This is a genomic window from Paenibacillus sp. FSL K6-2862 (assembly GCF_038005125.1).
Classification (GTDB): Bacteria; Bacillota; Bacilli; order Paenibacillales; family Paenibacillaceae; genus Paenibacillus; species Paenibacillus illinoisensis_A.
On record NZ_JBBOSN010000001.1, the window covers coordinates 274,601 to 288,805 of the forward strand.

Genomic DNA, 14,205 nt, shown 5'->3' on the forward strand with positions numbered 1-14,205 from the left:
AGGACTATAAGAAATGATGAACTGATGTTGAAAAGTACAACAATGTAAGTAAACCGATGTGCGCAAACCGATCTATGCAGACCTATCTATGCAAACCAATATACGCAAGCATAGGTGACTCAGCCGAGTATTAAGCATTGCCTGCTGTCTTTTTTAATGTGGTACTTGGGATTGGAAGTCGTTTCTGCTCGACCGATTGGCATGGTAGAAGACAACATCCCCGTCTTGGATGGGCCAAGTATTGCCTTCAGTATTGACCGGATTGTTCTGAAAGCCCTCCATCTGCCACTGATTCATCAGAGGTGCATAGATGTACTGGAGATGAGGCGCGTCAGTATCGCCATTTCGTAGACTTTCAATATTGAAGTTGACTACGATATACCCATTTCTCAGAAACACAGCGGACTTTTCATCCAACTGATTTTGTCTCGCAAGTGGCTCCATATCCGTGCCTTTCGGCACGGCATATACATCGGCTGGCAGGCTGTATTCTCCATACCAGTGCTGGATGGCTGCATTTGCCCGATCCAAGTTAACACCTTGCGGGATGTCCGTTTTGGGTCCGATCAATGTACGAATGGATGAGGGCAGGATCATCCAATCATAACGTCCCACCCACGTTTTCTGGTGCGAGATCTGATCGACGAAACGAACCATGTATTCTGCCAGTGTGCCTTGGCTCTGCTCCTCTTTGGTCAGTTCATAGGTGTATCGATAACGGGCGGTATCGCCCATTTCGGTACCAGGAACATTTCGTAAACGGGCATTCAGAACCACAAAGCGTTTCTCCAAATCCTGTGCAGATCCGATACGGATAAATCTTTCCTGTCCTCTGTGGTAATACAGATCCACCTCCTGCCGGGAGGTACCGTCCTCGTTCACGAAATGAAAAGTTGGCGTAATCCGTACCCCATCCTGCTGACCAAACATATTACCTTTCGTTTTGAGGTCAAACTTGATATGGTACCCGGTTTTTACAGCCACATTTTTGAATCCCTGTATTGGATGGCTGCCTGGACGAATGGGCAGTACGAAAGGTGCCAGGTTGCCACGAGGGTCACCGTCTATACGATTCAAGCCTGTCCAATAACTGACTCCCGTTGGCTCCGGACTGCCTGGCTGCTTGCGAAAAACATTTTCCCAGTTATAGTCCGAAATGTCGGTGACATGAAAATCGTATAGCCTACCGATGACTTCGACAGGAACCGTATCGGAAGCTACGTGATGGGCCAGGTTGGTATTGGCATCCTGCTGTTCTGTGAAGTTGGAGGGTGCGTTCTCCGCAATGTTGCGGAATTCAATTTCATAGTTGCCCTCGTCTACCCATACCGGGAGGTAAAAGCTGGTGTCCAGCTGGTTTACCGGGATATCTACCCAGGTTTTAGCCGGGATAAATTGGCTTCTGTCCGCGTTGTAGACATCGAACGGGAATTTCACCTGTTTCAATCGAAAATATTTGGCATAGTCCCGATTGCCATAACCGGGGTAACTTGCTGCGTCCAAATGCTGACCAGTCGTTGGTATACGTACAATAAATGGACGTTCCAGAATCAGTGCTGACCGGGTTAGATCCGGAACCGTCTTCTGATTATGAGCTTGATCATCCGATACCAGGGCGTAGTTTACGACAGGGGTGTGCACGGTAACGGTGTTAATGCCGTTAATCGGGAAATCTTTGTTGGCGCCGCCATTTACATTCCCGGGCAGCAGATCGTAATAAATGGTACCGGAACTTGGTGTGTTTTCTTTGTTGACCAGCGTGTTACTAATCATGTTATTTGGCTTATACAGGACATCCTGGCCAATGGTTGTAGGGTTAGGAATATTGGATGGCGTAGGTCCATCCTTGGTCGCCTCTGCATCGTCCATAATCTTGGTATTGTTGAATATGACCGAGTCATTATTCACTTTTGCCTGAGGAGTGTTGGACTCAGCCATTCCCTTCAAACGCGATGTATCATCCGGCACATCTGGAGGTGCATTCAGCCCGCCTGTTAATTTGGGTGGGGTATAGGAGATAGACGTTGTTTGCCCTGGTCTGACGTGGCTCTCCACGTTGTCATCATTTTTGGATACCAAAGTTGGCGGTGTGTATCCGGATGGAGTCATGGTGATCAGTTCACCCGGCAGGGCATAATTCTTCATGGTCGCTTTTGCGATCTTGTACACTTCAAGATTGTTGATTTTCCAGTACGAGTAGTCCCGTGTAATCTGGAAATTGTATGGTTTGGTTACGGTGTCATTAGCTGGAACAGGCGGTCCATCCGTACAGCCATCCTCGGTACAGATATCAGGGCCCGGAACAGTCCACTCCCTGTCATAGGACAGCGTAACACTGCAATCATACGTAACTTTGCCCGACATTTTCGCCCAGGCCTGCTTGAAGAGATAGTTGTCAGCAAATGCATTGGTATACAGTGACTCGGAAGTAGGGATTCCTCTCAGTACATTGAATGTCTCGCTTCCTCTGTTATCTGACTTTATTACACCGTTAGCATTTGGATCAAGGTCACTCATGCTCATGATGGTTTCTGTGGATGGTGGCCCGATTGTCGGTGAACATCCAACACCGCTGCCGCCCCCATTGCCTCCGCCACCCCCGTTCCCGGGATCTTCTTCTACGCCAATCGTTGTGGTTGTGGTTAATTGGAAGTCGTCTTTCTCCCATAGTACGGTGATGGTCGTAGTTCCCCTGCTTACGGCTTGAACTAATCCTGAATTACTAATGGTTGCAACCCCAGGGTTGGAGGAAGTCCATGTCGTTCGCCCATTGCCGCTATTAACATTGGTTTCAGCACCAAAGCTTCCATCACCGGTTTTGGTCTTTACGGTTGCATTTAATTGCTTGGATTGGTTAATGCTGAGTTGACCGCCATTGGTGAGATTGATTTCTTTGGTTGTTTCGGCGATTGCTCGCCAATAGATATCCGTGTTAAACACGTAATCGGCAGAGTATTTAGGTGGATTATAAGGTCTGTATGCTGTTGGCTCGATGGCCCCACCAATTTGTGTAGTAAATCTTACAGATTCGTCATTGAAGGATTCTACGCTTACTAAGATAGGCTTACCTGGCAAATAATAATTTGTGTTATCCATATACATAGGTTTTAAAGAAATTGAGGTAAACTCACTTCGAGGATGACTTTGCCCAAGACTATCATAATAATTTGTTGGTTTATAACTTGGAGCATCTAGAGATAGATCTACACAAACTAATGATGAAGTGGGTTTGTTGGTAGAAGGATTGTTATTAAGTAACTGACCATTACATTCACCATCAACACTCCATTTCATATTATCTAATTGGTATATATATACTCCAATATTACTCATTCCACTACCCTCAACTGGACTGACTTTTTTCTGAGACTTAGCTGGAGTGGTGGGTACAATACGTGGAGCCTCTAAAGGTGGCTTTATTCCCGGCCCTCCTCCAGCGTAGACAGCCGAAGGGGGTGGAAATATCATCGCTATTATTAAAGCTGCCAGTAGTAGTTTCTTTAATAGGCTAAGGAAATGCAAATAGGTCACCCCTCATTTTATTAATTAATTGGGGATTACGTTATAATTAGTTCCATCTTTGAGTGTAAGTCGTACTCCAGGATTAAGTGATTTGTCAAAATGAAGGAGGCCTTGTCCCCAGTAAATTGGATTCTTTACGGTAAATACTCCCTTAGGTCCGAGTAAATCATTAATATGTTTAGGCCCGTATTCACTGAAGGCTTTACTGCTTGGAGAAGTTAATGCATTAATTGTAGGGGAATTAATGAGACTTCCTCCCTGTAACTGGTTCATTGAATTTTTAATGCTTATATCAAATTCAGTAAAGGAATAGTATGCCCCCCTAAGTAACCTGTCCTTTTCATCGACAAAAACTGGGTAGTAAATACTTCTATTAGTACTTTCTACATAAGGATTAATAATGATCCAATTTTTAATCTTCAAGTCTGCATAACTCGTAACGGTAGTTAACTCTTTGTTGCGAACCTTTGCAAAATTACCAGTCACCTTACTGTAGTCATATGATTCAGGAAACTTGTCCTGTCCTGTTTTCTTATATTTAGGCGCAATAATATTGATATTTGTCCCCGTCAAACCAACTGCACGCAACTCATTCAAGCCCTGAAAATCAGCAGGCTTCGTTTTCGCCACACTTGCATAACGAGCAATCAGCACAGCAACTTCGGCCCTTGTCGTGGTGCGATCCGTTCCAAAATTTTTATCGTTAGCAACACTCATCAACCCTGTACCCAGAGCAACAGCGACAGCATTTTTTTGGTTGCTTGCCAGTTTGCCCGTGAAATATTCCTTCGCAGGTATCACAGTATTGGTTACATCAGACAGAGCTTGTTTGTAATCCGAATCAACCACGGTCAGCCCTTGTGCCAGCCAGGTCGCCATTTCACCCCGTGTTAGAGAAGCTTTGGCATCGAGTTTCCCATTGTAGTTAGCAGGGCTGATGAATCCTTTGGCAATCGCAGCAGATACGCCACTTTTTGCCCATTCAGGCACGTCTGTAAAGTTATTGGTTTCTTGTATGGCTGCATTAGGCTGATCGGTTAGTCGTCCGAGAATACTAGCCATTTCGGCCTTGGTCACGGGTGAGCCTGGTTTGAATGTCCCGTCCGCATACCCCTGGAAGAATCCCTGTTCAACTGCGGAGTTGATCGCTGCAGCCGCCCAGTGAGTCGAAGGGACATCTTTGAATTTCAGCGTAGCTTGAGCGGCTTCTACTGAACTCCCGATACTTCCTGAGCCTATTACGCCCCCTGTAAGCAAAGCCAATGCCGTAACCCCGGTTAGAATCATTTTCTTCATGAATACTGCTCCTTTCTAATTTCAATTCCTGGTTGTGGTTATGTACTTGATACTACTAGATACTAAATTTGTGATAATCATCAATATTCTACCATGTACAACTGGGTATTTGGTATTATTTCTCAATATTAGTGTTCCGAATTAAGGTTTAAACCCCCTCCTCTAGACCCATCTAACCTCCCAAAACACAAAAAAAGGCCACGAATCCGTAGATTCATAGCCTTATGCTTTAAGGTAGAAGATCTAAATATGTAGTTACCAAGCTCATATATTTCAAGGATAACCCATTTTCGCCCATTTGAAAAGAGAGAAACAGAATAATACCAAAAATCCAGACTGCACCATGGCAGCCTGGATTTCAGTTGAATTTACATTAAATGTTGTAGCTGATCCGTGCCTACTTCTCTCAAACCAGAAGAGGCAGACGGCTAACAATACTACATTAGATATCTTCTATGCGCCGTTCCATTTCTCTCCGGTCAGGTACTTCTCGGTCAAAATCGACAACATCTGAATGCCGACTTCGTTATGTCCACCTTCGGGGATAATAATGTCCGCGTACTTTTTGGAAGGCTCGATAAAGGCATCGTGCATGGGTTTGACGGTTTCGAGATATTGTTTGTAAACGGATTGAATCGTACGTCCACGTTCCTCCATATCCCGCAACACTCTCCGAAGAATGCGAACATCGGAATCGGTATCGACAAATACCTTGATGTCCAGCAGGGCACGTAGATGTTCGTCGATGAGCACATGAAGGCCTTCTACAATAACGATATGGTTCGGTGCGAGTTCAACCGTCTCATTGGCAGCACGGTTATCTATGGTGAAGTCATATACGGGAGCATATGCCGTTTGTCCTTGCTTCAGCAGGGTAAGATGCTCAATCAACAGATCATTGTCGAATGCAAACGGATGATCGTAATTGGTGAGTCGACGCTGCTCTGGAGTGAGCTGTGATTGATCTTTGTAATAATTGTCCTGGGATATAAACGTCACTTTGCCTGATCCAAGACGGTCGATGACGGAGCGAGCTACCGTCGTTTTACCGGAGCCGGTCCCTCCGGCGATACCAATAATGAGCATGGTTGTTCCATAAACCTCCCTAGATTGGCAGCATGATCAGTAGATGGAGAGCGTCAAAAATGAGCCCTATCTGCATGTCTGTCTGCGAATACACAATTCCTCAATTGTATCACAGCTTGCTGACTTTTTCATCTTAAGGAACAGACCATGTTTTGCCTTTCGGGAGGCATACTCATTTTCAGATTTACGATTCTAACGCATAGTAGAGCGCTTGTGCCCTCGCATCGTCCAGGGAAGAATCAGGTTCTGGCCAATCAGGCGAATGAGCAGACCAAGAATAACAAAACCAATCACACTTCCTGCCGTATTTGCAATCAGATCATTGATATCGGTTGAGCGGCCATTCCCCAGAGTAATCCGGATCACAAGCTGCAATATTTCAATAGAGAAACTTAACATTAGGCCAGCCGCTGCCGCTTTGCGTATCGAGTCAACCGAAGGTTTCAAAAGAGGAAGCAGGAACCCCAGCGGCATAAACAGCACAATGTTCAGAAGGAAGCTTGGCGCATCCGCAGTCAGCAGCGGAACCCATTGAAGGTTCTTATACCAGGGTGTCTGGTTGGCATAGATTCCGATGTTCACATCGATTGGGAAAAATACAAAATGCAGCATGCCCAGCATGTATATAGCGAATGTCAGCATCAGCATATTCTGTTTGCTTGTATATCTGATTCTGCTCACCCTGGCGTGGATCACCAGAGCGAGCAGAATCAGAATGAATAGTGGACCAAGGACACTAAGAGATGAAATGGTAAATTGAATGGACATACGATAACCCCTTTGCAAGGAAATGAGTTCGAGCTATTGGAGCTGAATTTTCATTTCCATTCCCTGAATAAATTGATTGTCTTGGACCTCTTCGGTAAAGTCATCTTTTACTTCAAAAGGCTTCACAACCAGGTATTTTACATCCTTCGCTGTAGTCGCATATATGCTTTCCCATTTCCATTGGTTATCTTCATATATACCCTCGCCGCTGAGTGCAGTCAGTTGCCGACCTTGATCATCATAGATGGCAAACCTGATGTCCTGCAGCTGTTCTTTTTCTTTGGCAGTCAACGTTTCTTTTCCATTCAAACCGATGGCGGCAGTTAAGCGTGTTGTGATAGGAGTAACCTCGGCTTTCGTAACAGTGGCCGTAAACAAGTCATTCTCCATGACGGTATCAGGCTGAACCTTGTGGGTGTCTGTTGTTGATTTTGTAAAAGGAACGGTTAACTCAAACTCATGATCCATGCCTTGCAGCGTCAACTTAACCTTGGCATCGAACTGATCCGGGAATTCACCTTTATGATCCGTAGGAATGACCTGTTCAAAAAGCAAGGTATCGGGCTCGTTCGCCCCGGCTGAACTAAAGAATAGTCCGCCATTTGGGCTAAACCCGTTTACATCGAGGGAAACGTTGTCGACTCCGCTGCTCAGCTTCACAATGTCCTTGCCGTTGTCATACATGCCCTGATTCAGGTTGGGAGCCGTGACATGAACCAGAAATGCTGCACGTGTGCCATCGTATACCGTTTCCAATACCTTGAATTTTACATCCTGATAAGCAAAGGAACTGTTTACTGGAGTAGTCAAACCTTCGCTACCCGCTGTTCTCAGACCCATATCCGCTTCAATTGAGCTGAAGAGACTGCCTACGAGCGGAATGTTGCGCAAAGAATCAGCCATGGCTGGAGACACAAATCCGGATGCAAATACGGTAACACCTAATACACCTGCAGCAACAGCAGCCGCTGCGGTACGTCGCATTCCTTTGTTAACCCGGCGCGGACGATGAGCCTGTTTGCTATTCAGCTCGCTGGGTGATTCGGGAAGGGACTCCAGTGTGGCATCAATTCGAGTGCGTACAAGATTAGACATGACAGGTTGCTCCTTTGCTTGTTTTTTTAACTCCTGATCGATATTAAATAGGTTTGACATGCAATTTTACCTCCCGAAAGTTTTTGAATTTTTGGTATAGCTCCTGCCGTGCCCGGCTAAGTCTCATTTTTACCGCGCTCTCGGATATATTCAGCGTATCCGCTACCTGACGCAGGGTTAGATCCTCAAAATAATGCAGCACAATGACAATTCGTTTCGATTCTTCCAGTCGATCAACTGCTTCTCTCATATCCACCTCGTCGTAGGGACTGGATACTTCCTGCTTGGCAGGCACCTCTGCATATGATGTGGAGAGGGAGCGACGGGAAAGCATGGTATTACATTCGTTGATGAGAATGCGGAACATCCAGGTTTTGAAATATTGGGGTTCACGAAGCGTATGCATGGATTTATAAGCTTTCAGGATGGTCTCCTGAATGGCATCAGCCACGTCCTCCTCTTTTCGCAGCATGGATTTTGCTGTATTGTATAGGGAATTTTCAATTTCTCGGATGAGCCTGATAAAGGCGTCACGATCTCCCTGAATGGCCTGGTTGACGAGATCGGTCGGGTCCATGGATAACAGCTCCTTTCTTGAGATACGGGATAACAGCTCCCCGCTGGGTTTTTACATGAATTAGACTTTCGGTGGGCTGATATGGTCACAATTATTTTTTTAAAGAAAATGTGGTTGCTTAATATGGACGCTTGGGAACGTGCTGTACCCTTCAGATGGGTTGGGGATAGTTAGTAGACGGTTGGGGAGAGGTGGCCTTTCGTACGAAGTTCGTATGAGTACTCAGCTGGTGTATCAATTTTGTCTCAATATTTCTAGTTTGGGTTGAAGGATCTAGGTCCTTTGATATAATGATGTCGAATAATGTCCGTTATGTAACTGTGACGGGATTATTACAATCCAAGGAGGTGATACTTTTGAAAAGAAAAGGTAGATTTATTTCTTCTGTTGTTATGGCATCCATTACGGCAGTATCGGTTGGTTCTTTTGCTTTTACAGAAAGTACATATGCGTCTTCAATAACCCAGTCACCATCGGGTATCTCATCTATTGATTTGCAGGGAATGGACTTGGAAACTGCACTTATGGCTGTTCAGCAGCAGCGTTCCGCGCTGATTGAGTCACAGCTGCAAGCCCAGTTGGAAACAGTACAGAGTCGTAATGCAGCGATTGCGGAACTGAATGGGAAGCTTGCACAAGCCATCGAAAGTGGGGACTTTGATCTGGCGCAGTCTCTCAAAAACCAAATTGATGCTCTCTCCAGCTCTCAACAGATGGACATGCTGCGTCTGCAATCCTTGTCCAACAAGCGTAATGAGGCGTTTGACGTGATGACGAACTTTATCAAAAAAATGCAGGATTCCAGATCATCCATCATCGGCAACATGCGTTAATCTACATTTTTTATCTGACCCATTGTGATCGATGGTCATGAGGTATAACAAAAAGCGAAGTTCTCGACGTAGCGTCGGTAACTTCGCTTTTCTGTTTTCTTAGCCATTAGCCTACATTGCAACTTCCGTCTCTTAACCCGACCAGTCGCGGCGGCGAGTAAAGAGATCCTTCAGCTCGTCCGTTGACAATTCGGTAATCCAGTTCTCGGAGCTGGTGATGATGTTATCGCTAAGCTGCTGCTTGCTCTCCAACATCTCGTCTATACGCTCTTCCAGCGTGCCGAGGGAAATAAACTTGTGCACCTGGACATCCTTCGTCTGTCCCATGCGGTATGCCCGGTCGGTGGCCTGGTTTTCCACGGCGGGGTTCCACCAACGGTCAAAATGAAATACATGATTCGCAGCGGTCAGATTCAGACCCACGCCGCCTGCCTTAATGGAAAGGATGAAGACGGATGGCTGTTCATGCGCAGGCAGTGTGCGGGACTGGAACTGGTCGATCATGCGATCCCGTGCCGTCTTGGATGTGCCACCATGCAGATATAATACAGGCTCCTGCAGTTCCTGCTGGAGAACCTGCTGCAGCATCTGACCCATACCAATGTACTGGGTGAAAATAAGGCATCGCTCGCCCTCTTCACGCAGCTCACGAACAAGCTCCATCAACCGTTCCAGCTTCGCGGAGCGACTGATCAGCATCGCCATGTCCTGTGGACTGTACAGGTCATACTCCGTATTGGAGCCGTCCGAAGACAACGTCTCCGGCAGAGCTTCCTTCGTCAGGAGCAGCGGATGGTCACACAGCTGCTTGAGCTGGGTTAACGCAGATAGAATCGCACCTTTGCGCTTAATGCCTTCAAGCTCTTTCATTTTATCCATCAGTGCCTGCACGGATTGATCGTATAAGGCACTCTGCTCGCCGGTAAGATGAATGTAGGTTTTCATCTCGTTTTTGTCCGGCAGGTCGAGCTGGATATTCGGATCCTTTTTCTTGCGGCGAAGCATAAATGGTTTGACCAGCTGCTGCAGATCCAGCATGCGCTGCTCATCCTTGTCTTTCTCAATCGCGGTGATAAACCGGGTTTGGAAAGCGCGTGCGCTGCCAAGGTATCCCGGATTAATGAAGTCGTAGATGGACCATAGCTCGGCCAGCCGGTTTTCAATTGGTGTACCTGTTAATGCGATACGGTGTTTAGCGGGGAAACTGCGTACCGCCATGGATTGCTTGGTTTGCGCATTTTTAATGTTCTGTGCCTCGTCCAGACAAATGGAAGCCCAGGTGTATGACTGTAACATCTCTTGGTCCAGGGTAGCGGTAGCATACGACGTAATGATGATATCCACCTGCTCGGTCTGTTCCCTGAAGGCTTCTCCGCTAAGCCTGCGTGCACCGTAGTGAAGACTGACGTTAATCGAAGGTGCAAAACGGCTGATTTCCTTCTGCCAGTTGCCCAGTACCGAAGTGGGGCAGACGAGAAGGGCGGGAGCATCCCCGGGTAACCGCTGCTGATTCTCCTTGAGGTGCAGCAAATACGTAATAAACTGAATGGTCTTGCCAAGCCCCATATCGTCCGCAAGGCAGGCTCCAAGGCCGAATTTGCGCAAGAATCCAAGCCACGCAAATCCTTCTTTTTGATAGGAACGAAGTTCTGCATGCAGCCCAGTCGGAACGGGAAGGGAGGGAGCTCCGCCTTGTCCGCCCCCAAGCTGTGCAATGATCCGGTTCAGGTGCTCATTCAGCTCGACCTCCAGCCGAATGTTCTCATTAGACTGAGGTGGCAGCTCCTCCTCGGTTTGCTGTCCTTCCTTCCATTTCTGATGACGATATTCACGCTGTTCATTTTGCAGCAGATGCAGGTGCAGAATGTCTTGAAACGACAGCCCCTGTTCCCGGTCGACACCGCCCATGGCCCGGCGAATCTGCTCCAGCAGGGCAGGGTCGAGCGGTACCCATTCTCCGCGGAACCGTACCAGCCGCTCGTTGCGGGCAACGAGGTCGGCGAACTCCTCTTCACTAAGATCGGTATCTCCAATCGCAATACGCCAGTCAAAATGAATGATCGAGTCCAATCCGAAGAAGGACTGTCCGCGTTCGCTGCCTTCCTCCGGCTTCACCTTGGCACGAAGCTTGGGTTTCTTCTTGCGGGCTGCTTCCCACCATCCCGGAAGCAGTACCTGCCAGCCGGATTCCAGCAGTCTGCCGCTTTCAATGGTAAGGAACTGCCATGCTTCCTGATCACTGAGCGGATCGCTGAACACATCACGGCTCCCGCTGATGGAACGGCTAATTCGCGGCAAATGTGCACGCAGCTGCTCCAGCCACCCGGCAGAACGGTCAAGGATAAATGCTGTCCACACCTCCGGCCATTCGCCTTCAAGTCTTCCGCGGGAATCAAGCCGAACGGGAACCAATGAAGCAGCATCCAGCTTATCCTGCAAAACTACACGCAGCCGCCATGCGGGTTCATCGTCATCCGGCTCAAGCAATTGCAGAAGCGGGCGGAACGGGGCAGCGTCTGCTTTCCAACCGATGGAGACAAGCCAGGCCTGAGCATCCATTCCTGCTGTCCTTGGTGGTGTCCCCCCTTGAGGGAACAGCTGAGGGAACTCGCGCCGCAGATCCGTTGCAGCTTCCTCGGTGTTATACCACCGCTGGAATACAGTAGCAGAATAGGCCGCGTTAAGTCCTTCGGCGTAGCTCTCGTCTGTCTCGTCAAGGGCTTTGCTCAGCGCAGATCGATCCTGTGGTTTCATGCTATCCGGATCCCAGCTCCATTGCAGCTGACCTGTACGATAAGCAGCGAAGCTGGGGACATATTTTCTGTTTTCAATGGTTGCAGCAAGTGTAGGAGCAAGCCTGATCAGATGAGCTGCCTGCTCGTCCCATTTCCATTCAATGTGCAGCAGCATGTGCATCTCTGAGAAGAACGGGATGACCTCTTCCGCAGGCAGTACCACCAGATCAATATCTTCGATCTGTCTCGTCTCCAGCTCGGTTCCGTAGAAGGAAGGAGCATGCCAGGCAAATAGTCGTTGCTTAAGCGACTGCCCTGATACAAAATGATGAGTATTAAGGGCTCCATAAAATAAGGCATCACCGTATCCGGTTAATGCGACGTGGACTTCAATCGTTTCGGTATAGGGATGTATAAGGCTCATGAGATCAACTTACCTTTCCGAAGTTCTTCCTGCAGCGCACGCAGTCTGCTATTCCGCACAGCCAGTGCGGTGATGAAATCTTCCCAGCGTTCCTCTTGCTTCAGTTTTTTGTAGATTTTGGACAGCCGCTTCAGCAGCTTGACTGCTGCCTTGTAGCCGTCCCTGTTCTTGTGGCCGATATAACGCTCCACTGCCTGGTGGTAGAACGGGAGCAGGAGTTCAGGTGCATCCTTTTCAATCGGCTGCAGCACCGCCACGCGAAATTCAAGCGGTTCTGTCTCCGTACTCAACTGAAAATCAATCCAGCGCCGCCACTGTCCGCGGCTATGCATGGCTTCTTCGTAAGCCGGACGGGAGTGAGGGAGCATGCTGACCAGGGTATCCCACATGTGATTTTCCATCTCGGGAAGATGCTTGATCGTCATGTCCCACAGCTGCATATAATCCTGCAAAGGTTCATTCCTGCGATTGGCCAGCAGTGGTCCAAGCTGTGCAAGCCATGCACCGAGCCGTTTCCAATCCGATTCATCCGTGAGCACATGCAGAAAATGCAGCAGATGTTCTGCCGGGATGCCGTACGCCGTACTCCCGCTCGTCAACCGTTGCCAGGCTTGCTCGTCCTGATGCAAGTGGAAGTATATCCAGCTTTGTGCGAGCACAAGTGGCAAGGGCGCCGATTTTCCAGGCTTACCGGACTGGCTGCTGCCTGTCAGATTGGCAACACTTAGCACACTACCTACGCTATTGCTTGGTGTGTTCACGGCAGCTTCTTTCAACTGATTTTCGATGTCCTGTAAAATGTTCAGCTCCGATATGAGCAAATGACCATTTTGTAAGTGAGGAACGATCCAATTTAGCCAAACCTGCCGATAGATCGGCGTGAACAGCATCAGTGTGGACGTCTCGGACATCATTTGTGTGCGGAGGTACGTTATGGTTTCTTCAAGCCGCTTCCAGAGCTGCTTAAGCTTATTGTCCGGAAGCTCAGCGAATTGAAGAGGGCGGCTCAGTACCTGATCCATGCCTTTCTGAAGTGCATCTACAGCAAGTTGTGCCGGGTAACTTAGATAGACAGGTGTATGACTGATAGGATGGCGAGAAGGGATGCAGTATCGCATAAGGTACAGATGTACATGGAATTCAAATAGCTGATCCATCCCGGCGGATAATTTGGGCTTAATCGCATACAGTTCATCGGCAGCTTCTTGCACATATGTTGTACTCGGCGTGCCTGTGCCTAATCGGGCCAAGCATTGTTCGAACAGTTCATGCCACTCCGTAATTTCCAGGGCTGCAAGCTCTAGTGCCCGTTCCCTAATCTGACTGTACTGTTGATGAGGGATATCCGTATCCTGCTCGGATACCACATCGGAGCGAAATGCAGACATGGAAGCTGCGGGTTTTGGTGCCTGTTTCAAAGCGGTGCTGGAATGAGCATTAACGATGGCGTGCACGGGCCTTTCCAGCAGCTCGGCATAACTCATCATAACGGCAATGATATGTTTACAGCGCGAACCCACCGGGCAGGTACAGTAGCTGGTGGGCAGAGACTGGACGCTTAAGGTGACGTTATACTCTTCAGAGCCCTGCACGTCTGCTGTGATACCGTGATGTTCCGTAAAGGTTAATGATCCAACGCGTTTCTGTTTATAATATTGGAATCCGCGCATAATCGTCAGATTATTAAAGTGCTCGGCAACCTCTCGAATCAATTGCTGCCACTGTGCATCATCCAGATTCATGTCAATCGGTATGTTCATCATTCCATCTCCTGGGCAATCATAGGTTTAACGATCCATACGCCTCAACGTATGGTGTGGATTTTCTGTATCCATCATATCAGTTATGGGTGTCCGCGTGCATGGATTG

The 14,205-nt window shown here is 47.9% G+C and carries 9 protein-coding genes; 1 reads left to right on the top strand and 8 read right to left on the bottom strand.

Going from position 1 to position 14,205, the window contains the following annotated elements:
* Positions 1 to 153: 153 nt before the first annotated feature.
* The 6 genes from MHB82_RS01260 to MHB82_RS01285 all read right to left on the bottom strand — a co-directional run bounded on the left by MHB82_RS01260 (position 154) and on the right by MHB82_RS01285 (position 8,344).
* Entirely contained in the window at positions 154 to 3,096 is a 2,943-nt protein-coding gene (locus tag MHB82_RS01260) for a DUF5704 domain-containing protein (protein ID WP_341173622.1), read from the bottom strand.
* Positions 3,097 to 3,546: 450 nt separating this feature from the next.
* Complete coding sequence (locus tag MHB82_RS01265; RefSeq protein WP_341173623.1) at positions 3,547 to 4,818, bottom strand: S-layer homology domain-containing protein; 1,272 nt, start codon at positions 4,816 to 4,818, stop codon at positions 3,547 to 3,549.
* A gap of 453 nt (positions 4,819 to 5,271) precedes the next feature.
* Positions 5,272 to 5,904, bottom strand: a complete 633-nt coding sequence (gene udk, locus MHB82_RS01270) for a uridine kinase (protein WP_095293127.1) — start codon at positions 5,902 to 5,904, stop codon at positions 5,272 to 5,274.
* Between the two features lie 192 nt (positions 5,905 to 6,096).
* Positions 6,097 to 6,672: a VanZ family protein gene (locus tag MHB82_RS01275; protein ID WP_341173624.1), complete on the bottom strand. Its 576-nt coding sequence runs from the start codon at positions 6,670 to 6,672 to the stop codon at positions 6,097 to 6,099.
* 33 nt (positions 6,673 to 6,705) lie between these two features.
* Complete coding sequence (locus MHB82_RS01280) at positions 6,706 to 7,827, bottom strand: DUF4179 domain-containing protein (RefSeq protein ID WP_341173625.1); 1,122 nt, start codon at positions 7,825 to 7,827, stop codon at positions 6,706 to 6,708.
* Complete coding sequence (locus tag MHB82_RS01285; RefSeq protein WP_110821782.1) at positions 7,811 to 8,344, bottom strand: RNA polymerase sigma factor; 534 nt, start codon at positions 8,342 to 8,344, stop codon at positions 7,811 to 7,813. The genes MHB82_RS01280 and MHB82_RS01285 overlap by 17 nt, the downstream gene beginning before the upstream one ends.
* Positions 8,345 to 8,691: 347 nt before the next feature.
* Here MHB82_RS01285 and MHB82_RS01290 point away from each other — a divergent pair, with 347 nt between their 5' ends.
* Positions 8,692 to 9,177, top strand: a complete 486-nt coding sequence (locus MHB82_RS01290; RefSeq protein ID WP_341176564.1) for a hypothetical protein — start codon at positions 8,692 to 8,694, stop codon at positions 9,175 to 9,177.
* Positions 9,178 to 9,309: 132 nt separating this feature from the next.
* Here MHB82_RS01290 and MHB82_RS01295 read toward each other — a convergent pair whose 3' ends face one another.
* Entirely contained in the window at positions 9,310 to 12,336 is a 3,027-nt protein-coding gene (locus MHB82_RS01295; RefSeq protein WP_445671212.1) for a DEAD/DEAH box helicase, read from the bottom strand.
* The gene (locus MHB82_RS01300; protein ID WP_341173626.1) at positions 12,333 to 14,096 is read right to left on the bottom strand and encodes an SWIM zinc finger family protein; all 1,764 of its coding nucleotides are present in this window, start codon (positions 14,094 to 14,096) and stop codon (positions 12,333 to 12,335) included. The genes MHB82_RS01295 and MHB82_RS01300 overlap by 4 nt, the downstream gene beginning before the upstream one ends.
* Between the last annotated feature and the right edge of the window lie 109 nt (positions 14,097 to 14,205).

Bases quoted from the DNA above. Each gene is read 5' to 3' on its own strand.
- udk (WP_095293127.1), bottom strand. From the start codon at position 5,904: ATGCTCATTATTGGTATCGCCGGAGGGACCGGCTCCGGTAAAACGACG.
- MHB82_RS01280 (WP_341173625.1), bottom strand. From the start codon at position 7,827: ATGTCAAACCTATTTAATATCGATCAGGAGTTAAAAAAACAAGCAAAG.
- MHB82_RS01285 (WP_110821782.1), bottom strand. From the start codon at position 8,344: ATGGACCCGACCGATCTCGTCAACCAGGCCATTCAGGGAGATCGTGAC.
- MHB82_RS01265 (WP_341173623.1), bottom strand. From the start codon at position 4,818: ATGAAGAAAATGATTCTAACCGGGGTTACGGCATTGGCTTTGCTTACA.
- MHB82_RS01275 (WP_341173624.1), bottom strand. From the start codon at position 6,672: ATGTCCATTCAATTTACCATTTCATCTCTTAGTGTCCTTGGTCCACTA.
- MHB82_RS01260 (WP_341173622.1), bottom strand. From the start codon at position 3,096: ATGGATAACACAAATTATTATTTGCCAGGTAAGCCTATCTTAGTAAGC.
- MHB82_RS01300 (WP_341173626.1), bottom strand. From the start codon at position 14,096: ATGAACATACCGATTGACATGAATCTGGATGATGCACAGTGGCAGCAA.
- MHB82_RS01295 (WP_445671212.1), bottom strand. From the start codon at position 12,336: ATGAGCCTTATACATCCCTATACCGAAACGATTGAAGTCCACGTCGCA.